This window comes from Bacteroides sp. (genome assembly GCF_019417265.1).
Lineage (GTDB): Bacteria > Bacteroidota > Bacteroidia > Bacteroidales > Bacteroidaceae > Phocaeicola.
In genome coordinates, this window is record NZ_DXVR01000035.1 from 1 (window position 1) to 25,493 (window position 25,493).

Sequence of the window (25,493 nt, forward strand, 5' to 3'; positions counted from 1 at the left end):
TCCCAACCATTCCATTCTTTCGTAGTTTGATTATAACTATTAAAAATCAATTGTAAACCTGAATCCATATTGTCTAATACTTTAGAAAATTCAATTGCCGTATCAGATGTTAAATTATCGAAATGATCTGTAATAAACTCATTATACAATATTTCAATAGAATTTCTATTTGACTGCATCCTTTCTGCAAAATCATCAAACTTATTTTCAGATGTCACAACCAAAGTTGTAGCACCAAAATAAGTTACTATTCCATACGAGAAACTATCAACATCAAGATAGCCATTGTAATGTTTTGAAGCCAAAGTAATTAAATCTGAAAATGACGGGATTGGACTACCGCCTGGATGTAAATGATACCATTCCGTTACACTTTTATTTATATTATTCCAATCATATTTTAGAGTATTTTGTTTCTGCTCGATAGGCGAATGAATGGTATTTCTATCTCGTACCCATCCATTTTCTAATTGTTTCTGAGTTTTATCAAACTCATCCAATAAATTTTTAATCCTTGATTTAAGTTCTTCATTGGCATTAAGACTCTCAATTTTGGCGTTAAGCTCCTTATTTTGTTCATCATCTCCATCATTATCACCGGTATTTCCACCACTATCCTGACACTCGCCGTTGCAGTTCGGATCGCCACAATATCCGCAACCGGAAGAATTATCATCACACTCACAAGGATCCATTCCACACCATGGACAATACATGTCGCACACACAAGGATCCATTCCACACCAAAAACAAGTAGTATCGTACCCACAGAGGTCACAGTTGCCACATTGACAGTCATCCACAATCACAAGACATCCACATGCATCCTGACCGCAAAATATACACCCCGGTATTTCAATCTCCTCTTCGCCAAATGAACGGCTGGCTGAGAGTTTGAATTTAGGGATAAGTATGCCGTCTAACAAAGCCTTTGCAACAGATATTCGAGATTCAGAAGTCTTTTTACCTGAAGGCAGAAAAACATTGGATACAAGAATACCGTCATGATATTTGCCCACTGCCATAATCTTAGATGTAACGACATGTGTATATACAACAAGGCCGCTGTAACCGTTCTTTTCTCCGGTATGATGAAAACTGTTTGATATGCTACCTTTATGTGAACGATAATAATCTTTGTCAGGGATGAGCGTCAGAAGGTACTGGGCTGTCTCTTCTGTATGTCTGCTCTTCATGACTATCAGCTTTTGGCTGACATCTACAATATAGGCATGCGCTTTGCCATTCTTGAAATCACAACGTATGGCTTTATATCTATACTCAGGTGATATAGGGACTTCCACACTGCCGACATGGCTATTGCTACCTGCAAAGGATTTTTCCCACAGTGGAGTAAAATTGCCGGGAGAAAGCCTGCCGCTATCATTGGCCGTTGAAGCATTCCTGCTGTATGACAATGTATAATTGCTTTCAAAAAAAGACTTTGCCTCACGGACACTTAAATAGGACTGCTCGGATGTGTCGGGATGTACTATAACATCATCAACACAAGATATGTACAGGAATAATCCAAACAAAAGGAACAATGAACCATAATAAATGTTTTTATTCTTTATATACATGACTTCTTACTGTTTTATATTAAAGTTATCAATATATTACCACCATACCTGTTTACCGTTTTCGTAAGTAAAAGGACGTTCCTCATGTCCTTTGGTGAGATTACGAATCCATAAAAGGGCATTACGCGGAACATTTTCATAAGTTATTGTATATCCATCAGCTTTCTGTTTTCCGAGACTTTTCCATTTTCTATCCCAATAAAACATCTCGTAAACATCACCCGGAGAAATGTCATTGTCGTCAGTGCGAGGACAGAAGAACAATTCCCTTAAAAGCATAGGCTTTCCAAAATCAATACCAAACCATGTATCGTCAAGTCCGGCAATATCAAAATATGAAAGTACATTACCATCACATATATTGACAAGTTCCTTATCATCCCGCAATACAAAATCCGCAACCGGTTCGCCCGGGATAACATTGCCGGATTCATCCTTACATCCCATTTCGCCTATGGATATTCCACCTCTGCGCTTGTAAAAGCGCACATATCTGTACCGGGAATTCTCAGGCAGCATGATTTCCTGTAAACGACTTGAAGGTGTATCATTTACAAAGAACAAAACTTCCGAGTCGGAGAAATCAGGTTTGTTGGAAAACTCAAAATAACCTCCTTTCATTCTTCTTGCAAACTCGATGATTCTTTTTTTACGTGGGAACTTACGTTCAACAACCACATTTTCAACCATAGCTGTATCAGGAATCAAACTACGTTTTTCTCCTGTTTCAAGTAAAATGAATGGATAGTCCAACGGCAACATGTCTTCTGTATCTGTATAACACACAGGTATAAACAAGCATCCTTCACCGTAACCCTCGCCTTTGGTTGACGGAGAGTCATGCGATGTGTATCCTGTACCGACATTACGGAATGAGGCATCTCCTCCTTTATATTCCGTCCATGCCACAGGACGCCAGCCAACCGGCGAGAAAACAGCCAAATAAACTATATGTGAACAAGGAGTATTCATGACAGGACTTATCATGATATCAGTCAAAGGAATGTCATAATCACCTGTCACATCCTTTATATTATGTCCGGCGAACAATGGCGGAATATACTCCGCATCCTTATACTTATATAAAACTGTATTCCTCTGTATCTCGAATTCTTTCCGATAGACTTTAGGAACCTTACCCGAAAGATGCAAACCGTCGGTCAAGTCGTCTTTATTATTAAATCCCAAACATGAGCCATCCGGCAGAAGCAATGCATTAAAAGAGTGACCGTTATTGTTATCCCCCCAATAAGGAACAAAATCCAAAGAGACAGGAATACCCAACGCCCGCATTACCATTGCCGTGTAAACCGCATAATCACTGCATGTGCCACGTCTGTAATGTGCATTTACAGAATAAGGCTGCAAAGGTTCTCCCCAGAACAGATTATTTGTCCGGTAATCCAGATTATTGTAAATATATGTACAAGCAGCTATTATTCCGGAATCTTTACAAGCCTCCAGATAATGGCTGTTTCGCTCATACGCATCTTTACGCCATCCGTATTCAAGAGGCTCGTCCGCTATACGATAAGGAAGTACATATTTCTCAAACAGTTCTTTGGAATATAATGACCTCCATGGGGTTGTCTTCCAAACACTATAAGCATTGTCAAAATGTTCTGTCAATGAATCTACTATGACAAAATCAATATCCGGAACATTTACTGATGAGAGTCCGTCAGACAGCGAGAAACCGGATTTATAATCATATCCTTTACGGCTGTTGAAAGTTGTTCCGTCATCATATACAGAATCTATATACTCATGGTAAATATCCGGACTACCGCCAATTATCGAATATTTGTCTGACATGTTGGCAACAATGAACTTTGCTCCATCATGCATATTTTCCCTGTCCGAATAATGCAATATAAAAGCGGACAGCTCATTGCGTCTTTGCTGCGGGACATCGTCAAGAGTTTCCTGTACATTCTTGTCAATTCCGGAACAAGAACCCACAAAGCCTATCAAGATAAATAATAATGAAATTTTGTAAGTCTGTACCATGCTAATGTTTCTTTTTAGACTTTAACGACTCGTTTTCTTTCCATCTTTTATATTGCCCTGTACCGAGCAGCTTTTCCATTTCTTTTTCAAATTCGTTTCTTGCAGTCTTCAACTTGGCTCCTTTGTTATTCTTATCTTTCTTATTCTGCTTTATTACAAGTTCCTTCATAGCCAAATCCTTACGCAGCTGCTTATACTTAGACAATTGCTCATCAGACAGATTATATTCTTCTGCGAATTTCTTATCAGTTAATTTATCTCTTGATTTACTGCAAGCCAAGTATTCTTCATTGGTTAAAAGTCCATGAAGCGAATCCTCATATTTACTTTCTAATTTCTTCTTTTCCTTTCTTAGCTGCTTCGGAGCGAGCCCTTGAGTCTCCAACTTACTCTTATCCTCTTCATAAGTAGTTTTTAGAATGGCAAACCGGACAGCTTTGTTTGGTGACAAAATAGTATAATTCTTGCTTAGTACGGTTGCCTTATTCAATATCTGGTTCTCATATACCAAATAATCTGCGATCTCTTTTGAAAATATCTCATGCAATCTTTCCGAATACTGATTTAAAGCCTTAGTCCTTTGTTCCGAACGTTCCGTTTCCAGCAAATTCATTTCAGATATTTTTCTTTTTTGTTTCGAATAATCATTTGTCAAATCACGGAATTTTGAGAACCGTTCATTATCCATACCTAAATCTTCTTTATAAAATCGCACTGTAAGGTTACCACGATGATTCCTGTTCCACAAGACATACTGTTTATAAGGAAAAACCGCTCTCACTTTTGCACAGAATTCACTCTGCAGTTTTTGTTCGGCTGCTTTACGCTCAGACGGAGAACATTTTCTATTCTTTATCTCATCCCACTTGCTAAGTATATCACCCAATACCTTTTCATAATCATTAAATTGTCCAGGTGATAATTGATAAGATTTTACTACATATTGATTTCTTAAATCAAAAGGAACAACAAGCTGCGCATTGCAAAATAATGCAAAAGACAATAAGACCGCAACAATGCCTGTTTTAACTGTCAACTGTTTCATAAGTAGAAAAAATTTAGATTTTAAGTAAACAAATATATAATATCTTGCAAAAGCAACAGTTATCATTGAATAACTGTCAAACGCAATATTACAAAATCTTTTATAAAAGACAAATTTTTTATAGTAAATTTCCTATAATACTATAGACTTTAATAATATCAGTTTTATAAAAACTCCCTTTTTAATAGATTTCTTCTATCAGGCGATAGATAAAGACTTTTGTACGTGAACAATAAAAGCAGTAATTTTGTAATATTAAGAAACAAGGTTTATTTACAAACAAGAAAAACGTTATATGAAAATGAAAAAGTTACTATTGTTTTTTGTCCCTATGTTTATCATGGCATATTCATTAAATGCACAATCAACGGCCGGAGAAGACAGCAACTATGGGAAAGTAATACATATCGGGAAATCCGATTTTCTGGAAAAGATATATGATTATGAGAAAAATCCCGACAAATGGGTGTATAACGGCAAGAAAGCTGCCATCATAGATTTTTATGCCGACTGGTGCGGACCGTGCCGAATGCTGTCGCCCACACTGAAAAGCCTTGCCGAGAAATATAAGGACGACATAATAATATATAAGGTGAACACTGACGAGGAACGGGAACTGGCTGCGGCATTCGGAATAACAAGCCTCCCTACACTGCTGTTCATACCTATGGACGAGATGCCGCAGGTGGCACAGGGTGCCTTGCCAAAGAAGGAACTCGAAAAGGCCATCAATGATTTCCTTATTAAATGATAAAAAAACGCTTCGTCGTTTTGCCTAAAACGCTTCGTCATTTTAAATCGAATGACGAAGCGTTTTCTTTATAGAAGTAGATATGCCAACTATGACATTATGTCAGTATCTCATCTGCTGGCATTTTTTTTGCATATACCAACATCGGTTGACGACCAACCGAACATAAACGATTTATTAATATAAAAACATAAAGACATATGCAAAAAGGTAATATCGGGGTTACTACAGAAAACATATTCCCCATCATAAAGAAATTCTTATACAGCGACCATGAAATTTTCTTGCGCGAACTTGTTTCAAATGCAGTGGATGCCACTCAGAAACTTAAAACTCTTGCTTCAAAAGGTGAATTCAAGGGAGAACTGGGCGACCTTACCATCAAGGTAAAAGCCGAAAACGATACTATCGTCATCTCTGACCGCGGACTTGGTCTTACTGCTGAGGAAATAGACAAGTATATCAACCAGATAGCATTCTCAGGTGCAAATGACTTCCTTGCAAAATACAAGGATGATGCAAACGCTATTATCGGTCACTTCGGTTTGGGATTCTACTCTGCCTTTATGGTAGCAAAGAAGGTGGAAATCGTCACAAGATCATATCAGGAAGGTGCACAGGCTGTTAAATGGACTTGTGACGGTAGTCCTGAGTTCACTCTTGAGGAAACTGAAAAGGCAGACCGTGGTACAGATATCATACTTTACATAGACGATGACTGCAAGGAATTCCTTGAAGAAAGCCGTCTGAAAGGATTGCTGAACAAATATTGCCGATTCCTGGCTGTGCCTGTAGCATTCGGTAAAAAGAAAGAATGGAAGGATGGCAAGCAGGTAGAAACTGAAGAAGATAATGTAATAAACGACACTTGCCCTATATGGACAAAGAAGCCAAGCGAACTGAAGGATGAGGACTATAAGAACTTCTATCGTGACCTCTACCCTATGTCGGACGAGCCTCTGTTCTGGATACACCTGAACGTTGATTATCCGTTCAATCTGACAGGTGTGCTCTACTTCCCGAAAATAAAGAGCAACATCGACTTGCAGAAGAACAAGATACAGTTGTACTGCAACCAGGTGTATGTAACTGATTCTGTAGAAGGAATCGTGCCTGACTTCCTGACATTGCTTCACGGTGTAATCGACTCTCCGGATATTCCGCTTAACGTTTCACGTTCATACTTGCAGAGTGACTCTAACGTAAAGAAAATCTCTACATATATCACTAAGAAGGTAGCCGACAGACTTCAGTCTATCTTCAAGAACGACCGTAAGGAATTTGAAAACAAATGGGATGACCTTAAGATTTTCATCAATTACGGAATGCTGACTCAGGAAGACTTCTATTCTAAAGCTGACAAGTTTGCTCTGTTCAAAGACACTGAAGGCAAATACTATACTCAGGAAGAATATAAGACTCTTATCAGCGGAAACCAGACTGACAAGGATGGCAACTTGATTTACCTGTACGCAAACAACCGCGACGAGCAGTATGCTTATATTGACGCTGCCGTAAACAAGGGCTACAACGTACTGATGATGGACGGACAGCTTGATGTTCCTATGATAAACATGCTGGAACAGAAACTTGAAAAGAGCCGTTTCACACGTGTGGACAGTGATGTTATAGACCGCCTGATAGTAAAAGACGAGCCTAAAGGCGAGGAACTGAAAGAAGACAAACGCAGCATACTTTCTACTGTATTCAGCGGACAGCTGCCAAAACTGCAGAAGACTGAATTCCATGTAGAGGCTCAGGCTATGGGCGAAAACGCTTCTCCAGTCATCATCACTCAGGCTGAATATATGCGCCGTATGAAGGAAATGGCAAACATACAGCCGGGTATGAGCTTCTATGGAGAAATGCCTGACATGTACAGTCTTGTACTGAACAGCGACCATAAGCTTATCAAACAGGTTCTGAGCGAAACAGAAACTGCATGTGCCGAAAAGCTTGTTCCGGTAGAATCGGAAATCGCCATCCTCTCACTCAGAGAAAGCGAGTTGCATAAAGCTCACGAAGGCAAGAAGGACGAAGAAATCCCTGTAGCCGAAAAAGACGAGCTTAAAGATGTAGAAAAGAAGCTTGAGGAGCAGAGAAACCAGAAGAACAACATCCTGAACGAATATGCAGCGGGCAACAAAGTTATTCATCAGCTGATTGACCTTGCATTACTTCAGAACGGAATGCTGAAGGGTGAAGCTCTTACAAACTTCGTCAAGAGAAGCATAGAGATGATTTAATACATAAGTATAATCGCAACGCATAGGGCAATGCCATTGGGGATATAATGGTGTTGCCCTTATTTTTTGTTACATCCCAATTGTATTATTATAAAAATCATATAAATTTGTAACCTGACATCTAATTCAATATAAGACAATAATGGGAAACAGAAATTTCACTTTGGATATACTAAGAGTTTTTGCCTGCTATCTGGTAATACACCAGCATGCGAGCGAATTTTTCTATATAGGAGAAAATGCAACTCAGCTAAAAGCTATGGAATGTATCTGGCACACATCATGTTCTTAAATTTATTTTTCAAGGTTATAAGCCCATATTTTGAAAATGTATATATATCGGTACCGCTGATATCTGTATGCACATTCGTTTCTGTATATCTGACTATAAAATTATTGTCGTACCTGCCTAAAAGCAAATATTGGTTGGGATAACAGAATATTTGGCCGGAATATAGGTAGTTACAAAAAATATATGCAACTGACAGGGTAAAAACGCAGAATTTTACTTATCTTTGATAGTCATTCAATTATTCATAGTCACACAACAACATATTACCAACTCACGACATGAAAAAATTATACGTCCTACTATTATTATCGGTTTTATCAGCATTCAACACAGCTTATTCTCAGAAAGTTGGTCTGGTCCTAAGTGGTGGAGGTGCAAAAGGAATGACACACATAGGAATAATTCGTGCGCTGGAAGAAAACAACATACCTATTGACTACATTACCGGTACATCAATGGGAGCAATAGTCGGCTCTCTGTACGCAATGGGATATTCACCGGACGATATGGAGAAGATGATAAAGTCGCCCGATTTCAAGAAATGGTACTCTTCTGGAGGTATTGAAGAAGAATACATGTACTATTTCAAGATGAATCCCCCTACCCCTGAATTTATCAATATCCAGCTATCAAAAATGAAGATGGCAAAAAAAGTAAAAACCAGATTTCTGCCATCCAGTGTTGTCGACCCTATGCATATGAATATAGTGTTTGTAGAACTGTATGCACAGGCCACAGCCAAGTGTAGAGGGTATTTCGACCAGTTGTTTGTGCCGTTCAGATGTGTGGCATCCGATGTTTACAATAAGAAACCGCTTATAATGAGCAGTGGCGACTTAGGTGATGCCGTCCGTGCATCAATGAGTTTCCCCGGTATGTTCAAGCCTATCGAGATAGATTCTGTACTGGCATATGACGGAGGTATTTATGACAACTTCCCTGTTTCTACTATGATAAAGGACTTCAACCCTGACATAATCATAGGCAGTGTGGTAAGTTCAAATCCGAGCAAACCTAAGGAAGGAGATATCATGAGCCAACTGGAAAATATGGTTATGCAGAAAACCGACTACTCAATTCCGGATTCATTAGGCATAATGATGACTTTCCGATATACAGATGTAGGACTTATGGATTTTGACAGGTATGATGAACTTCACGACATAGGATACAATCGTACCATACAACTTATGGACTCTATAAAGCAAAGGATTTCGAGAAGAACCAACTATAGAATCCTTGAGAAGAAGCGTATCGACTTTAAAAGGGAAATGCCTGAACTCAAATTCAGAAAAATTATAATACACGGAACAAACGACCAGCAAAAGAAATATATAATGCGAGGCTTTCACGCCAAGGAGAATGATATTTTCACCCTTGAAGACCTCAGAAAGGGTTATTTCAGACTTTTGTCGGACAATATGATTTCTGAAATAATTCCTCATGCTGTATATGACTATATCGACAATACATTTACCCTTGTACTGAACGTAAAGATTGCTGAAGATGTTTCAATAAGAGTTGGTGGAAACGTAGGCTCAAACGGAGCTAACCAGATTTATCTTGGAGCGTCATATCATAACTTAGGTATGTACTCTAAAGAATTCTCCCTTGAAGGACAGTTAGGACAGATATACAACAATCTGCAACTTACCGGAAGGATAGATTTACCCACAGAAATCCCTACATCCTACAGAATGATACTGTCATTGTCATCGTTCGACTATAACGGGCAAACAAAAAACTTTTTCAATCAGATAAACAGCCCTGTTTTCAATAAGAAGGATGAAAGATTCATTAAAGCATATATAAATATGCCTTTCCTCAGTAAACATAAGGCTGAATTCGGTATAGGAGTAGCAACATTGACAGACCAGTACTTCCAGACCAATGTCATTGATTTTGCTAACAGTGCAAGAGATAAAAGCAGCTACAAGATACTCGGAGGTTCTGTTGCGCTTGAGGGAAATACGCTTGACAGCAAACTTTACTCTGTAAGCGGCAAGAAGGAGAGACTGGCTGCAAACATTTATTTTGGAACTGAAAGATTCACACAAGGAATGGGAACAGACCCTTATAATGGCGAATTCAAGTACAGTCAGGCATGGCTGCAGATATCGTATGAGTTGGAGAAATATTTCAAGATAGCAAGAAGAGTTTCTTTGGGCTCATATCTGCATGCTTATTATTCTTCGCGAAATTTCAGTAACAACTATCGTGCTACAATGATGCAGGCCGGAGAATTCTCACCTACCACACACAGTAAAATTACATATAACGAGGCATTCAGAGCAAACCAGTTTGCCGGCTTCGGTGTCATTCCGATATACAAATTTAACAGCATGGTTCATGCAAGGCTTGGCTTATATGGTTTTGTGCCAATCTTTCCTATCAACTGTAATGAGTCAAACAAGGCTACTTACGGAAAGATATTCAGCAAATTCGAATATTTAGGCGACCTTTCACTCGTTGTAAGGCTTCCTTTCGGTTCTGTAAGTGCGTATCTCAATTATTACAGCTCACCAAACCGGAATTGGAACGCCGGAATATCCCTTGGATGGCAGATTTTCGGAGAAAGATTCATGCGCTAAAAACTTTTTTCACGAAAGGACAAAAAAATATGGGGCGAAAACTTGCGTAGTAAAAAAAATATCCATACCTTTGCACCCGTTAAAGAAAAAGAGATGGCCGCGTAGCTCAACTGAATAGAGTAGCTGACTACGGATCAGCCGGTTACAGGTTTGAATCCTGTCGCGGTCACAAAAAAAAGATGATGAATTTTCAGGTTCACCATCTTTTTTTTATATGTATTGATATCTCATTCTCATTTTATAACAAGAATTGGAGTTCTTGAGTGGAATATCATCTTCTTGGCTATACTTGGATTGAACAGACGCGCGAACACGTTTCGTTTATAATTGGAAACACATAAAACATCTATTCCCTCCTTCTTGACATAATCATCAAGATTATTGAAGAAACTGTCTTCTGTGACAAGACTATAGTTTATCGCCAAATCCGGATATTGCTTATGGAAGTATTCCTTTATTCCTGACAGTTTAATTTCATTCCATGTCCTTCTTTCCTCATTCGAATTCAGATGGATAAAATATATCTCGAAATTATAGTCCTTGAAAGTTGTGATAAGAGAATCAAATGCAATCAAATCCCTCTGGTCGAAATTGGTGATGAAAGCCACTTTATGTATTTCCTTAAAGTTGGTAAGTCCGGCTTCTTCAGGAATGGAATAAACAAACACAGGACTACGCTCTATCACTTCGGCTGTAACGCTTCCCATCAGACCATATTCAGCCATATTCTCACCGCGCGTACCCATAACTATCATCAGTGGCGATTCCTCGCGCGCAAAAGCTAATATTTCCTCTTCAGGAATTCCTTCACGCAGAAGACACGTGTACTTCACCGTAGGAATCTCTCCATCTGCCATCAGTTTGTCTATCTTGTCCGTCATATCCTTCAAACGCTGATGCACATTATCAAGCATGGTTTTAATACCTAATTCGGCTTCATATGGAATGCCATAACCTTCTGTGGCATACTGCAAACTTGGCATGTAGACAGGACTGAAATAAACATGCATCAAAACAACCTCGGCCTTTATCTGAGCTGCAAAATTGATTCCGAACCTGCACGCCTTGAAAGAATTGTCAGAGAAATCCACCGGGATTAATATTATTGCAGTCTTGCGCTTCTTCTCTGTATCCTGAACATGTTCCTTAACCACATCTTCAGCAAGCCATGCAGAACTTTCTATAATACTCAGGGCACGCGGTAAATCGCTTTCCTTGATTCTGATTCTCACTCCTGACGAAATAACAGGCTGTATAAGATTTACATTATGAATATAAGACTCTATTCCTTCGTTTTCCAATACATTTTTCAGTATCTGAGCTTTCGAATAAGTCAATATAGCAAGGGTTACAAGTTTTTCTTCTTCCATAATGAAAATATTTATATGTTGATAATTACGAAATAGTCTGTAAAATCCGATTAAAAACAATAATAACTATAATAGTTATCAAAGTTAATTCTTCACATAACTATTATAGCTATTTGACCTTATAATCACATTCCTGCGCTTTCTCTCAGAATATCCAATGCCTTATCAAGCACTATTGTGTCGTCAAGCATCACCAAGCCTCCGTCTGGCCCCGGTTCCAAATGGATTCCTACACATTTTCCATCCTTGAAATTCTGTCCGCCAAAAAAGTTTCTCACTGTTTCAACAGATATATTTAATTCGTCTGCAATACGATGCATACTGCCTTCCGGTAAAGAATCCTTTATATTTCTCAATTCGTTGAATGTAATTGTCCTTGTCATAGTAATCATGTTTTAAGCATTAAACAATATGTTTTTTATCTCGATGATAAATATATATAAAATCTGAATAATGCGCAAGAAATAAATGATTTTTTATGAAGGAAACTACTAAAATGCTCTATATAACTAAAAAAACATAGATTTTGACATAATCATTCCGTATATAACAGCATATAAATATGTGAGCAGAAGAACAAGTACTACTACATTAATGCTTTGCACATCATATCCACTGTCAGTATATTGAGTAGAAATGAAACGATGCTTTAATGCGAGCTTCTTCACTGCAAAAATATACAGGAAATAGACTAAAGCACCGCACAACATACCATCAATCATACCAAAGAACACATCTCCCGGATAATGAACTCCCAAATATACTCGCGAATATGTATGAATCAAAGCCCACATAAACATCATAAACGTCATTCTGCTGTTCTTTACCAACAAGGAGATAAACATGGCAACGGCAAAGGTATTTGCCGCATGACTTGAAATGAAACCATACATTCCACCGGCGCGGTAATTATTGACAATATCTACCATATTCATAAACTCCGGATCTTTGGTTGGACGGAATCTTTCGAACAATGGTTTACATATGCCTGATGCAGTTTGATCGGCCAGTACAATCACCAAAGCGATAAGACAGACAATTGTTGCCCCACGCTTCAGATTATTATTCTTGAAAATGACATACAGCAATGCAATAGCTGCAGGTATCCAAGTATTAGTCTTTGTTACTATATACATAAAACCATCCCAAAATAGCGAATCGCTACCGTTGAGTTGCAGTAACAACATTTTATCAAAGTCTATTAATTGCTGTATGTCCATAAAAGAAATATTATCTGTTTATTTTAAATCACTTCTATGCTTTCAGTAGGAACCCATCCTCTGGTACCGTCCTCCAGGCTCACTTCCTTCCATCCTTTCATGGAATTATCGTTTATAAAGACTTTTGTGCCCTCATGCAATACAAACAGATCCGTACCGCTCTCGTCAGGAGTACTTTTTACTGTTACTGATGCCTGCATGACTATAGCTCCTTCACGGTTTACCAACTTGTCTTTCTGCGAATCAGCAAACAGATTAGCAACCACTGTAAAGAACAGAAAAACTACGGCTAATGAAAAGCCTGTTTTCTTTATCACCATCTTACTTCCGAATATATATGCAGATACTCCTAAAAGGAAGAGGATAAAACAAGAAACAGCAAATGAAGCCCAAGCCGATTCACTCATCAAATCACGAATCGCACTTATCCATGTGACTATAAAAATCTCACTCTTTGGCGTAACCTTATCAACGGTCTTGCTCTTAGCCATTTCGAGGTTATATCTTATATCGTCATCCCCCGGCGACAAAAGCAATGCACGTTCATAGTTCAAAACAGCTTTTGCTATATTTTTGTCCTTATAATAACTGTTTCCCAAATTATAATATATATCAGCCGACTCCTGTCCGCCTTCCAGTATAGCCTCGTATTTCTCTATTGCACCCTTAAAATCATTCTCCTGATAAGCTTTATCAGCCTCAGTTTTCAGGGAAGCATTTGCCGGCAACAGGAAACTTGCCAGAAGCATTAAAAAAACATACACTCTATTCATTGTATATATCTCCTACATGATTTAACGTTTAATACAGTTTTCCATTTTGCTGATAACATCTACTGATGCAGAATAAACCTTATCCATAGCTTCGTTCTGATTTCCAGGAGCATATCTTGCAAATTCACATTCTGACAAAGCATCGATAAACTCCTTAATAAGGTCTTCAGACACTCCATGACCGGACAATTCAGCCTCTATGTTATCTCTTGAGAGTTTTGAAACAGGAATATTGAGTTTGTCGCTTATATATCCCCACAAAGCTTTCAGTACTTCATCATAGAATTCATTTACCTTATTCTCTGAAAGAAGCTTTCCTGCCTGCTTCATACGCTTGGTAGCTACTTTATTCGCCTTTTTAGTCTTAACCTTAGCTACGTTTGCACTCTCTATTGCCTGTTTTCTGTATATAACAACAAACACAACAAACAATACGAAAGGAATAATATACCATAAATAGTAAGTCACTGTACCAAAGAAATAGTTTCCTTTCTGTCTGAGTACAGTATCGCCTGTTTTGATAAACAGTATGTCCGTACCTAAAACCTTAACGTTTTCTTTATTGGTGAAATCAGCAATAACCTGCTGGCTTGCAGCACTTCCGTCACCCTTAGCCACTTTCAGTTCGTATGGTTCTGTAGCAAGTGTATTATACTTTTCTGTTTTAATATCAAAATACTTAAATTCGATGGCAGGAATAGTGAAATTACCGGCATGACGCGGTATCGCAAGATACTCTATTTTCTTAGTTCCGCTCAGTCCATTTGCTGTCAGTTCATAATTATCCTCAATTTTCGGGTCATAAATTTCAAAATCATGAGGGAATTTGACTTCCGGAGCACTGACCAACTTCATATTTCCCGTACCGCTAATCGTAAGCTTAATGGTTACAGCCTCGTTTGCCTTTAATTCAGTAGTGCTAATGTCTGATTTCAAGGAGAATGTACCTACCCCACCGGAGAAACCTTCAGGTTTTGATGGAAGCGGGTCTACATTAATCACAACCTTAGGAGCGACTATTTTCTTATTGACTTCCACATATCCGCCTCCGTTGAAGAAAGCTTCAAACGGGTCGTCAGAAACAGCTACTCTCTGTGCAACTACGGCATCGAAAGTTACTGCCGGTATCTCTAACCTACCGGATTTCTGAGGGAACAATACATACTGTCTGTAAACTACCGTATTATAGTTTCTTCCATTATAATGTTCAAGCTTGAATGTTTTCTGAGTAGGAAGTTCAACCTCCTGAACATAAAATCCCTGCTGGTCAGGCATTTTTCCAAGCAACTGACGCAAATCGACTGTCGTGTAGGCCTTGTATGTTACCAATATAGCTTCCTGTTCATGCACCTTAGTCTTACTTGCCGTAGCCAAGATGAACAAGTCCTTATCAGTTATTCGTCCGCTTGTTTTCTGGTTTCTTGAAGAGATACCTCCGTTGCCTTGACTCTGGTTGCCATTTCCCTGTTCCTTATCCTTAGGCAAAACTTTAATTGTCAATGGATTTGAAAAGATTTTCTCACCATCAACCTCGATACTGGCTGCAGGAATATTGAAAGTACCTTCCGATACCGCCATCAGAATATAAGTATAAGTGATGGAACGGCTGGAAGAAACCTTACCGTTAATAATCTGTGTGCTACTCTGCTGCGAACGGCTTGGTCCCATCAGAACATCAAAACCCTTTGCCTGAGGTGCCAGAAAATCCTTTACATCCTGCGAATTTACAGTATATGTAAGCCTGAACTGATCACCGTTTACCACCACTTCCGGTGCCGAAGCCCTCAGTGTCACCTTATCATCGGCAAACATCTGTAGTGATACAGCAATCATCAATATCAAGAAAAAATATTTTCTCATCATTATATAATTTATTGTTCTTCAACTTGTTAATATAAAAATGAAGTTCCGCACAAATGCTTACCAGTCTTTTTCAAGCTTCTTACCGCTCACCTGCATCTGTTTCTTCACCTTATCCTGTACATCTTTCTCGTCCTGCATGGCAGCTCTTAACAACTGCTCAGCATTCTCTTTTGACATCTCATCCTTGTTTTGTTGCTGCTGTTGCTGATTCTGGTTCTGCTGTTGCTGTTGTTGCTCCTGTTGATCCTTGTTCTGTTCTTTTTCGTCTTGCTTCTGATCCTGCTTCTGGTCTTTCTGCTGATCCTGGTTCTGCTGCTGTTGCTGTTGGTCTTTCAACTGTTTCTGTGCGAGCACCAGATTATAACGGGTTTCGTCATCTTTAGGATTATTGCGTAAAGACTCCTTGTAAGCCTCTATACACTGAGGAAGCTGCTTTGACGACTGCAATATTACTCCCATATTATGATATATGTGAGCCAGTTTTTCTTTATCTTTTTCCAGACGCGCTGCTGCTTCAAACTGTTCCATAGCTTCTTTGGCCTTCTGCTGCATAAGCAAAGAGTTTCCAAGGTTGAACATAGCATCTGCAGACTTAGGATTAATCTCAAGCGCCTTTCGATAGTCCACTTCAGCCTTTACAAACAGGCTGTCATTATAAAGTTTGTTTCCACTTCGGAGATAGTCCCTGTCCGTCTTCTGGGCATAAGACACTGCCGAAGTAAAGGCCAATATTCCGAATAAATATAATTTACCACTCCACATAAATCAATCCTGTTTGAAAAGTTTCACATTCTTAAATAGCGGATTTTTCCTATTAAGCAGCATAACATCCACAGCAAGCAGAACCAATGCAAGCCATGCCAAGACATCAAACTGCTCATCAAATTCAGTATATACCTGAGTTTCTACATCAGCCTTTGCCAACTTGTTAATTTCCGCATTCAGAGCACGTTCCGCATTATTTGTATTGTCCACACGTACATACATCCCGTTACCGGCCTTAGCTATTTCCTGACACATTTGCTCGTTCAGTTTTGTAACTACTACATTGCCATCCTTGTCACGACGGAAATCATTTGTACCTTCCACCGGAATAGGAGAACCGTCAGGCGAACCTACTCCAAGGACAAACACTCTCACACCTTTTTCAGCAGCCTGCTGTGCGGCTTCAACTGCTCCCCCCTCATGGTTCTCACCATCGGTTATAAGGACTATCGCGCGTCCTACTCCTTCGTTAGGGGTAAAACTCTTCATAGCCAAGTCTATTGCCCCACGGATATCCGTACCCTGTGTAGTAATGAGTGAAGGCGAAATCGTTTCAAGAAACATCTTTGCAGATATATAGTCGCTCGTGATAGGAAGCTGTGTAAAAGCCTCTCCGGCAAAAACTATCATTGCAACCTTGTCATTATTGAATGTTTCCACAAGTCTGGATACCAGCTTCTTTGACTTTTCCAGACGACTTGGTGTCACATCCTGTGCCAACATAGAGTTTGAGATATCAAGTGCCACCACAGTTTCCACACCCTGACGCTTCACTGTTTCCATCTTGGAGCCAAACTGAGGACGTGCCAACATGAATATCACCATGACCAAAGCTGCTGTAACCAACCAGAACTTCACATCAGGTCTGTATTTCGAAACATTAGGCATAAGATGTGCCATCAGTTCCGGATCTCCATACTGACGTAATCTCCTCCTTCTTCTATAGTTGGTATATAGATAAAACACAACTAAAAAAGGAACAATCAATAACAAATACAAATATATAGGTTCTCCAAATCTAAACATGACAAATCACTTTTAAGGTATTTTTTTCAAAACCGTATTACGCAAAATCAGTTCGAGCAGTATGCACAAGAATGCAACGAGAGCAAATATCTCATACTCTTCCTCTCTCTTACTGAATTCCTTGACATTCAGTTTTGTCTTTTCCAACTTGTCTATCTCCTGATAAACCTCTTTCAACTTAGAATTGCTTGTTGCCCTGAAATAATTTCCGTTAGTTTCGGCAGCAATCTGTGTCAGAGTCTGCTCATCTATCTCTACAGGTGTCTGAATATACTGCACTCCTGCATATGTCTGCATAGGATAAGGTGCTGTACCGTTGGTACCTACACCGATTGTGTACACTCTTATTCCGAATTGTTTTGCAATCTCTGCAGCTGTCAGAGGCGACAATTCACCACGGTTGTTCACACCATCTGTAAGCAATATCACTACTTTTGATTTTGCCTTACTGTCCTTAAGTCTTGTGACGGCATTTGCCAGTCCCATACCAATAGCCGTTCCATCTTCTATCATGCCACGGTATATCATATCGCAACTGACGCTATGGAACAGATTCAACAAGACACCATGATCGACTGTCAGAGGACATTGTGTAAATGCTTCACCTGCAAAAATCGTAAGACCGATATTGTCATTCGGACGTCCGTTGATAAACTCTGCAGCTACCTGTTTAGCTGCCTCCAAACGATTAGGCTTCAGGTCTTCAGCCAGCATACTGGTCGAAATATCCATTGCCAGCATTATGTCAATACCCTCTATTTCAGTATTCTGCCAGTTATCAGTAGTCTGAGGTCTTGCCAATACAAGCACTATCATGACAAACGTACATATACGAAGTAAAAACGGAGCGTGAATAAGATATACCTTCCAGCTTTTACGCACATTCATGTACATGCGTGTGGTTGAAACCTGCAGAGTAGCTTCTGTTCGTTTTCTGCGCATTATATACCATACTATATAAGGTATAAGCAGAATCAATAAAAACAGATATTCAATATTAGCAAAAATCATAACTTCATTCGTTTAAACATTAAAAGAAGAGATCAATGATGCATCTCACAACAATATACAAGCATACTGCTGATATCACACCGGTCGCACCAATACTGCACATAAGCGCAATTCGTTCCTGCTTCGAGCGTTTCTCTTCCACTTTTATCTCCGTAGGTTCCTTCTTGGCATTGACATCCTCTTCCAGCTTGGTTTCATTGATAAAGTCGACAGCATTCACCAGATTCATATCGTTTTCATTCATCATAGGTGCATGTTTTGCGAACTTCACCAAATCGGCTGTTTCAAAAAGATATTTCAAGTCTTTCAGAGAATCCTTGTCCTTTACCTGCAACAAATGTTCAATAATCTCGGAAGATGTCATTTCCATGGCGTTAAATCCGAATCTTTCCATAATATATGTACGGATAACATCTGTCAACTCTGTATAGTACAATTTCGGATCTTCCCTCTGGACATTTTTGTTGGCCTTGATTTCCTCGATATGCTTCATAGCCTCCTGATGCGGCGGCAATTTCGGTTCTATCTTTATAATCCTGATTATAGGTTTGTTATTCTTCAGTCTGACTATCAGGAACACACATGCCGCTCCAAAAAGCAGCATTAATATAATAGAATAAACCATCACATCTATGTCCTGCCACTCTATAGGAACTTCAACCACTGTCTTTGGGCCGAAAAACTGATCCGGATGCAGAGTATCTACCGGTATCGAATACACTTTCAGAGCCAACGACTCTGAACGGTACTTCTGGTCTTCCACCATTACCTCCAAAGGAGGAAGATAATACAAGGCTGAGTCAAACGAAGTTATAGTATATTCCTGACTGATAACCCATCTCTTGTCATCATTCAATTTCTGAGTGTCAGGTTTTGCTATATCCAAAACCTCTACCCCTCTGACCAACGTATCTTTAATAACCGGCAACTGTAACTTTCTGTCAGCATCCATACTCACTTCAAGATGTACCTTCGTCTGTTCACCAACAAGCAGTTGCAGAGAGTCAATACTTGCTCTCACCGTTACCTGTTGTGCATTTACCGGTACACTTACCAAATACAAAGATGCAAAACAGAATGCTCCAAGCACCCGTTTTCCGTAATTAAATATAGTATTCTTCATCTGACCATTAGTTTCTTTTAGCAAACAAATTAAGCAAAGCCTTTACATAATCCTGGTCCGTGCGTACAGAAACAGCGTCCACCTGACACAAGTTAAACGTATCGTTAAGTTTCTTCTGCTGCTCTTTCCACCATTCATGGTGAGCGTTTCTCAACGATTTGGATGATGTATCAATCCATTCCTCATGTCCGGTTTCCGCATCACGTACAAGCATAAGCCCGACATCAGGAATTTCTTCCATACGTCGGTCATATACCTGAACAGCTACGACATCATGTTTTCTGTTCGCTACAGTCAGAGCATTCTTAAAGTCCTTGTCATCTATAAAGTCACTCAGCATGAATGCGGTACAACGCTTCTTCAATACATTCGTCAGATACTCAATAGCGCATTGCAAATCAGTACGCGAACTTTCAGGCTCAAAATCCAGCAACTCGCGTATAATATATAGAATATGTTTGCGTCCTTTTTTAGGCGGAATAAATTTCTCTATCTTGTCCGAGAAAAATATCACCCCAATCTTATCATTATTCTGGATAGCCGAGAATGCTATTGTCGCGGCAATCTCTGTCACCATATTCTTTTTCATCTGCTTGGATGTACCGAAGTCAAGACTATTCGACACATCCACAAGCAGCATCACTGTAAGTTCGCGTTCCTCTTCGAATACCTTTACGAATGGCTTGTCAAAGCGTGCTGTAACATTCCAGTCAATATCGCGCACATCGTCGCCATACTGATACTCCCTCACTTCCGAGAAAGCCATACCCCTGCCCTTGAAGGCCGAATGATACTGTCCGGCAAAAATATTGTTAGACAGTTCGCGGGTCTTGATTTCTATCTGGCGTACACGCTTTAATAATTCAGTAGTTTCCATTCTTCAAAAAGGTTTCTGATTAAGGCACTTCAACTCTGTTAAGTATCTTGCTTACGATTTCGTCTGCAGTAACATTTGTAGCTTCAGCCTCGTATGTAAGACCGATACGATGACGCAATACATCATGAGCCACTGCGCGTACGTCTTCCGGAATCACATAGCCTCTACGCTTGATAAATGCATAACTGCGTGCTGCAAGCGCAAGATTGATAGACGCACGAGGTGAACCACCGAAACCAATCAGGCTCTTAAGTTCCTTCAAATCATATTTTTCCGGGTAACGTGTAGCAAACACGATATCCGCGATGTACTGTTCAATCTTTTCATCCAGATAAACCTGTCTTACCACTTTACGTGCTTCGATTATATCTTCAGCTTTCAGAATAGGTTTAACTTCCACCTTCTCACCTGAAATATTCTGACGGATAATCTTCTTTTCTTCTTCAATCTTAGGATAGTCAATAATAACCTTCAGCATGAAACGATCCACCTGAGCTTCAGGCAACGGATAAGTACCTTCCTGCTCAATAGGGTTCTGTGTTGCCATAACAAGGAAAGGTTCAGGAAGACGGAATGTTTCCTTACTCAATGTCACCTGACGTTCCTGCATCGCTTCAAGCAAAGCACTCTGTACTTTTGCAGGAGCACGGTTAATTTCATCCGCCAATACGAAGTTTGCAAAGATAGGACCTTTCTTGGCGATGAACTGTTCATCCTTCTGACTATAAATCATCGTACCGATAACGTCGGCAGGCAACAAGTCCGGAGTAAACTGTACACGACTGTATTTTGAATCAATAAGCGATGCCATTGTCTTAATGGCCAATGTCTTAGCCAGACCAGGCACACCTTCCAACAATATATGTCCGTCAGCCAATAAACCTATCAGCAATGATTCAACCAAATGTTTCTGTCCCACGATTACCTGATCCATACCAGTCATCAGATTAGTAACGAACGCACTCTGGCGTTCAATCAATTCGTTCAATGCACGAATATCAATAGCTTCAGCCATAATTTCCTGTTTATTTTATTAATTTCATTATCTATATTTCAATCACCAAATTAGGTATCCCCCTTTTTAGTGCACCCAAAATTACGTTTTTAAGTTAACAGACACAACTAATATTTATTAAAAAATCATACGAATGCATCTATTTAAGTCTTTTTTATCTTATTCTGACCAAATTACAAACAATTCGTACATACAAAACAAAGAAACAGCATCTTGAAGGGTATTTTTCCTCTAAGATACTGTTCTCATTATTATAATACATTTATTCCACAGGTGTAAGTGCAGGAATACGCAAAACCGTTCCTATCGGCACATTATTCGGGTCCTGAATAATATCCTTATTATGCATGACAATATAAGGCCACAACTTTCTGTTTTTATAAAAACGATATGCCACCTTCGAAAGGGTACTGCCCTTGGTTATAGTATATGTTTCTATCGTACCGCTTATTCTGTATACCACCTCATCACTTAGATACTCTATCTCTTTCTTATTTTCCGTTGTCGCATTTATGATAGAATCCAATGTTCTTTTATGCGCCTCTGAATCTATAGTACCAGTCTGAGTTTCAGCCATATTCAGCGTATCAACAGGTGCAGCCAAAACGGTATCAGTCGAAACTGTATCAACTACCACCGGCTTCGGAATATCATATTGCAAAGCCGTATCAGCCTTCTCCTTACCGGAAAACACTCCCCACATAATTCCGCAACCGATTATCACTCCTATCAAAAGAATTACTATAGAAACATACCATGACTTCCGGTCTTTTCCAGCTGTACTTTCCGCTTCATCAACCGGAGTACCACATACCTTATCCGCATCACTACTTCCGTCTGTAGCTTCTGCCGAATCCATACTATTATTCTCTGCTGAACGTTCATTCTCTGACGCAACAGTATCAGGCAAAGCATTTCCGGCATCATCAGTTGAGATATCTTCTTCTGCAGAAGACACAACTTCCGGCTGCGATGCATATTCCTCTTCCACATCGCTAAAGCAAACACCATCCCTAAGCTCTACAGGCTGGAAATGCGCAAACGGCTTATTGACGGCATCTCTGACAGAAGCTTCAGGTACAAACACAATCCTACCCTCATTTAAGTCAGTGTCTGCAAGTTTGAAAGTTCCAAATCCTTTTATCCTTACATATTTGTCCCTCCGCAAGCCTTCTTCTATCAATGCAAAAAAGCTACATACAAATGCATCCGCATCTGTCTGTTCTATATTCTGTTTTGCCACAAGCCCGGCAATCAGTTCTTCTATCGTAAGTTTATCGTCCATTCGTTACTTCTTTCCAGAAAGATTTACCTTTTCCTTAAGCAGCGGACACGGTCTGAAACCTACTACCAATTTTGGCGGAAACAACTTACGTTTTCCGGTTGACGGATTCACAACTATCTTTTCAAGTTTCTTTTTAACTTCAAAAGTTCCAAAATCCTGTAATAACACAGTCCTACCGTCCTGTAATCCTCCTACTATAATATCAGCCACGGAAGAAACCATACGCGACACATTTTTCTCGTCACATCCGGTTCTTTCCGACAGCAGATTCATAAATTCTTCGCTATTCATTCCGAAATCCTCCCGTAAAGGTCAAAATCGTCAGCGTCTTCTATCGTTACATTATAGAAAGAACCTTCTTTCAATTTCTTGCCCTCGTACTTGATAAGCACTTCAGGATCAACCTCAGGAGAATCAAATTCAGTACGTCCGATATAATAATCGCCTTCTTTTCTATCTATGATTACTTTCAGAGTCTGACCTATCTTTTTATGACTCAGTTCAGCCGATATTTCCTGCTGCAATGCCATCAGTTCATCAAGTCTTTTCTGCTTGACTTCCTGCGGAATATTGTCATCATAGTTTTCAGCCGAATATGTGCCTTCTTCTTCTGAATAAGCGAAAGCACCCATTCTATCAAACTTGGCAATCTTGACAAATTCTTTCAGCTGTTCGAAATCCTCTTCCGTTTCACCCGGATGTCCCACCATAAGCGTTGTACGCAAATGTATTCCCGGAACTTCATTACGGAATTCTTCTATAAACTTGTAAGTTTCCTCCTTAGTGACGTGTCTTCTCATTTTCGACAACATTTTGTCGCTGATATGCTGTAAGGCAATATCCATATACTTGCAAACATTGTCATTCTCCCTCATCACCTTGAAAAGCTCTCTCGGAAACTTAGCCGGATAGGCATAATGAAGACGTATCCATTCCACTCCCGGAATCTTTGCCATTCTGTCAATCAGCTCAGGCAACATCTGTTTCTTGTACAAATCAACTCCGTAGTATGTAAGCTCCTGAGCTATAACCTGAAATTCCTTTACACCCTCAGATACAAGAAATCTGACCTCATCAAGAATCTCTTCCATCGGTCGTGACACGTGACGACCTGTTATAATAGGAATAGCACAGTAAGAACACTTTCTGTCGCATCCTTCCGAGATTTTCAGATATGCATAATGTTTCGGAGTAGTAAGATGTCTTTCTATGGCATATTCCGAATGATATGCCTTGCCCAAATCCTCAAGCAGTTCATTCCAGTTGAATTTCCCATAAAACTTGTCAACCAGAGGAATTTCCACTTTCAGCTCATTGAGATATCTTTCAGACAGACACCCCATCACATAAAGTTTCTTCAGTTTTCCTTCCTCCTTGGCCTGACAAAACTCAAGAATCATATTGATAGACTCTTCTTTCGCATCACCGATAAATCCACATGTATTTATCACTGCTATCTCGCCCCGAGCCTTCTCTGTATCATGTGTCACCTTATATCCATTGGCCTCAAGCTGTTTCATCAGCTTTTCAGAGTCCACAAGGTTTTTTGAACAACCGAGAGTAATAATATCTATAGTATTTTTCTTCATTTATTTTCCTTCTGTACCAAACAATGAATCAACAAATTCACGACGACGGAACACCTGCAAATCCTCTATACCTTCGCCAAGTCCAATATATTTTACAGGAATCTTAAACTGGTCTGAGATACCTATCACTACTCCACCCTTGGCAGTACCGTCAAGTTTAGTAATAGCCATTGCATTTACCTCAGTAGCCAATGTGAACTGCTTTGCCTGTTCAAAAGCATTCTGTCCTGTTGAGCCGTCCAATACGAGTAACACTTCATGTGGTGCATCAGGAACAACCTTTTTCATCACATTCTTAATCTTGGTCAGCTCGTTCATAAGACCGACCTTATTGTGCAAACGTCCGGCTGTATCAATAATCACCACATCCGCATTATTAGCCACAGCTGAGCTGAGAGTATCGAAAGCTACAGAAGCAGGGTCAGCACCCATTTTCTGCTTTATCACAGGAACACCAACACGTTCTCCCCAAATATCAAGCTGTTCAACAGCAGCCGCACGGAAAGTATCGGCAGCACCTAAATATACTGAATTTCCGGCCTTTTTGAACTGATATGCCAATTTACCAATAGTCGTAGTCTTACCTACGCCATTCACACCTACCACCATAATAACATATGGTTTCTTGTCGGCAGGCAGAGTAAAATCCTCAGTGTCAACAGTATTGTTTTCTGTAAGCAGAGCAGCTATTTCTTCTCTAAGAATGTTATTAAGCTCCTGAGTATTCACATATTTATCCCTTGCCACCCTTGCCTCAATACGTTTAATGATATTAAGGGTAGTTTCCACACCTACGTCTGAGGTCACTAAAACCTCTTCAAGGTTATCCAGCACCTCATCATCTACTTTAGACTTACCGGCTACGGCACGAGCTATTTTTCCGAATACACTTTCTTTAGTTTTAGACAATCCCTTGTCCAGAGTTTCTTTCTTTTCTTTAGAGAAAAAGCTAAAAATTCCCATACTTGTATATTTATCTATTTATGACACAAAGATATAACTATTTTCTTAGATATAAAAAAAGTTCCCACCGTTATTATTGGCGGGAACTTTCAAAA

At 39.5% G+C, this 25,493-nt stretch carries 22 protein-coding genes and 1 tRNA gene; 5 read left to right on the forward strand and 18 right to left on the reverse strand.

Features of this window, described 5'->3' with window-relative positions; genetic code table 11:
* The coding region (locus QZ379_RS06140; protein WP_291561314.1) for a hypothetical protein at positions 1–1,196 on the reverse strand (1,196 nt) is incomplete at its 3' end.
* Positions 1,197–1,263: 67 nt separating this feature from the next.
* Here QZ379_RS06140 and QZ379_RS06145 point away from each other — a divergent pair.
* Positions 1,264–1,425, forward strand: coding sequence for a hypothetical protein (locus tag QZ379_RS06145; RefSeq protein ID WP_291561323.1), 162 nt, complete (start codon positions 1,264–1,266; stop codon positions 1,423–1,425).
* Positions 1,426–1,619: 194 nt separating this feature from the next.
* On the opposite strand, the gene QZ379_RS06150 is transcribed toward QZ379_RS06145, so the two are convergent.
* Positions 1,620–3,593: a transglutaminase-like domain-containing protein gene (locus QZ379_RS06150; protein WP_291561333.1), complete on the reverse strand. Its 1,974-nt coding sequence runs from the start codon at positions 3,591–3,593 to the stop codon at positions 1,620–1,622.
* Between the two features lies 1 nt (position 3,594).
* A complete protein-coding gene (locus QZ379_RS06155) occupies positions 3,595–4,638 on the reverse strand; it encodes a hypothetical protein (protein ID WP_291561340.1) in 1,044 nt (347 codons plus the stop codon).
* 301 nt (positions 4,639–4,939) lie between these two features.
* Between QZ379_RS06155 and trxA the strand changes: the two genes are divergently transcribed.
* The 4 genes from trxA (at position 4,940) to QZ379_RS06175 (ending at position 10,687) form a co-directional block, all read left to right on the forward strand.
* On the forward strand, positions 4,940–5,389 hold the full coding sequence (trxA, locus tag QZ379_RS06160) for a thioredoxin (protein ID WP_291561351.1): 450 nt from the start codon (positions 4,940–4,942) through the stop codon (positions 5,387–5,389).
* A gap of 200 nt (positions 5,390–5,589) precedes the next feature.
* Entirely contained in the window at positions 5,590–7,635 is a 2,046-nt protein-coding gene (htpG, locus tag QZ379_RS06165; RefSeq protein WP_291561364.1) for a molecular chaperone HtpG, read from the forward strand.
* Positions 7,636–8,205: 570 nt separating this feature from the next.
* Positions 8,206–10,518, forward strand: coding sequence for a patatin-like phospholipase family protein (locus tag QZ379_RS06170; protein WP_291561373.1), 2,313 nt, complete (start codon positions 8,206–8,208; stop codon positions 10,516–10,518).
* Positions 10,519–10,613: 95 nt separating this feature from the next.
* Positions 10,614–10,687: transfer RNA gene (locus QZ379_RS06175), tRNA-Arg, on the forward strand.
* Between the two features lie 64 nt (positions 10,688–10,751).
* On the opposite strand, the gene QZ379_RS06180 is transcribed toward QZ379_RS06175, so the two are convergent.
* From QZ379_RS06180 to ftsY, 15 genes are all read right to left on the reverse strand, one after another.
* Entirely contained in the window at positions 10,752–11,888 is a 1,137-nt protein-coding gene (locus QZ379_RS06180; protein ID WP_291561405.1) for a universal stress protein, read from the reverse strand.
* Positions 11,889–12,013: 125 nt separating this feature from the next.
* The gene (locus QZ379_RS06185; protein WP_291561421.1) at positions 12,014–12,271 is read right to left on the reverse strand and encodes a DNA-binding protein; all 258 of its coding nucleotides are present in this window, start codon (positions 12,269–12,271) and stop codon (positions 12,014–12,016) included.
* Positions 12,272–12,397: 126 nt separating this feature from the next.
* Positions 12,398–13,108, reverse strand: a complete 711-nt coding sequence (locus tag QZ379_RS06190; protein WP_291561440.1) for a phosphatase PAP2 family protein — start codon at positions 13,106–13,108, stop codon at positions 12,398–12,400.
* A 23-nt stretch (positions 13,109–13,131) separates the two neighbouring features.
* Positions 13,132–13,881, reverse strand: coding sequence for a tetratricopeptide repeat protein (locus QZ379_RS06195; protein WP_291561452.1), 750 nt, complete (start codon positions 13,879–13,881; stop codon positions 13,132–13,134).
* 21 nt (positions 13,882–13,902) lie between these two features.
* Positions 13,903–15,741 carry a BatD family protein gene (locus tag QZ379_RS06200; protein ID WP_291561464.1) on the reverse strand — a complete coding sequence of 613 codons (1,839 nt, stop codon included), beginning with the start codon at positions 15,739–15,741 and terminating at the stop codon, positions 13,903–13,905.
* A gap of 60 nt (positions 15,742–15,801) precedes the next feature.
* Positions 15,802–16,506 carry a tetratricopeptide repeat protein gene (locus QZ379_RS06205; protein ID WP_291561469.1) on the reverse strand — a complete coding sequence of 235 codons (705 nt, stop codon included), beginning with the start codon at positions 16,504–16,506 and terminating at the stop codon, positions 15,802–15,804.
* A gap of 3 nt (positions 16,507–16,509) precedes the next feature.
* A complete protein-coding gene (locus tag QZ379_RS06210; protein WP_291561479.1) occupies positions 16,510–17,535 on the reverse strand; it encodes a VWA domain-containing protein in 1,026 nt (341 codons plus the stop codon).
* A gap of 12 nt (positions 17,536–17,547) precedes the next feature.
* The gene (locus QZ379_RS06215; RefSeq protein WP_291561494.1) at positions 17,548–18,546 is read right to left on the reverse strand and encodes a VWA domain-containing protein; all 999 of its coding nucleotides are present in this window, start codon (positions 18,544–18,546) and stop codon (positions 17,548–17,550) included.
* A gap of 19 nt (positions 18,547–18,565) precedes the next feature.
* The gene (locus QZ379_RS06220; RefSeq protein WP_291561507.1) at positions 18,566–19,669 is read right to left on the reverse strand and encodes a hypothetical protein; all 1,104 of its coding nucleotides are present in this window, start codon (positions 19,667–19,669) and stop codon (positions 18,566–18,568) included.
* Positions 19,670–19,676: 7 nt separating this feature from the next.
* A complete protein-coding gene (locus tag QZ379_RS06225) occupies positions 19,677–20,546 on the reverse strand; it encodes a DUF58 domain-containing protein (protein WP_291561516.1) in 870 nt (289 codons plus the stop codon).
* Between the two features lie 19 nt (positions 20,547–20,565).
* The gene (locus QZ379_RS06230; protein WP_291561522.1) at positions 20,566–21,561 is read right to left on the reverse strand and encodes a MoxR family ATPase; all 996 of its coding nucleotides are present in this window, start codon (positions 21,559–21,561) and stop codon (positions 20,566–20,568) included.
* Between the two features lie 262 nt (positions 21,562–21,823).
* Positions 21,824–22,846, reverse strand: coding sequence for an HU family DNA-binding protein (locus QZ379_RS06235; RefSeq protein WP_291561534.1), 1,023 nt, complete (start codon positions 22,844–22,846; stop codon positions 21,824–21,826).
* A 3-nt stretch (positions 22,847–22,849) separates the two neighbouring features.
* On the reverse strand, positions 22,850–23,137 hold the full coding sequence (locus tag QZ379_RS06240; protein ID WP_291561539.1) for an HU family DNA-binding protein: 288 nt from the start codon (positions 23,135–23,137) through the stop codon (positions 22,850–22,852).
* Positions 23,134–24,435: a 30S ribosomal protein S12 methylthiotransferase RimO gene (rimO, locus tag QZ379_RS06245; RefSeq protein WP_291561555.1), complete on the reverse strand. Its 1,302-nt coding sequence runs from the start codon at positions 24,433–24,435 to the stop codon at positions 23,134–23,136. The genes QZ379_RS06240 and rimO overlap by 4 nt, the downstream gene beginning before the upstream one ends.
* The gene (gene ftsY, locus QZ379_RS06250) at positions 24,436–25,398 is read right to left on the reverse strand and encodes a signal recognition particle-docking protein FtsY (RefSeq protein ID WP_291561572.1); all 963 of its coding nucleotides are present in this window, start codon (positions 25,396–25,398) and stop codon (positions 24,436–24,438) included. It lies immediately after the preceding gene.
* Positions 25,399–25,493 lie beyond the last annotated feature (95 nt).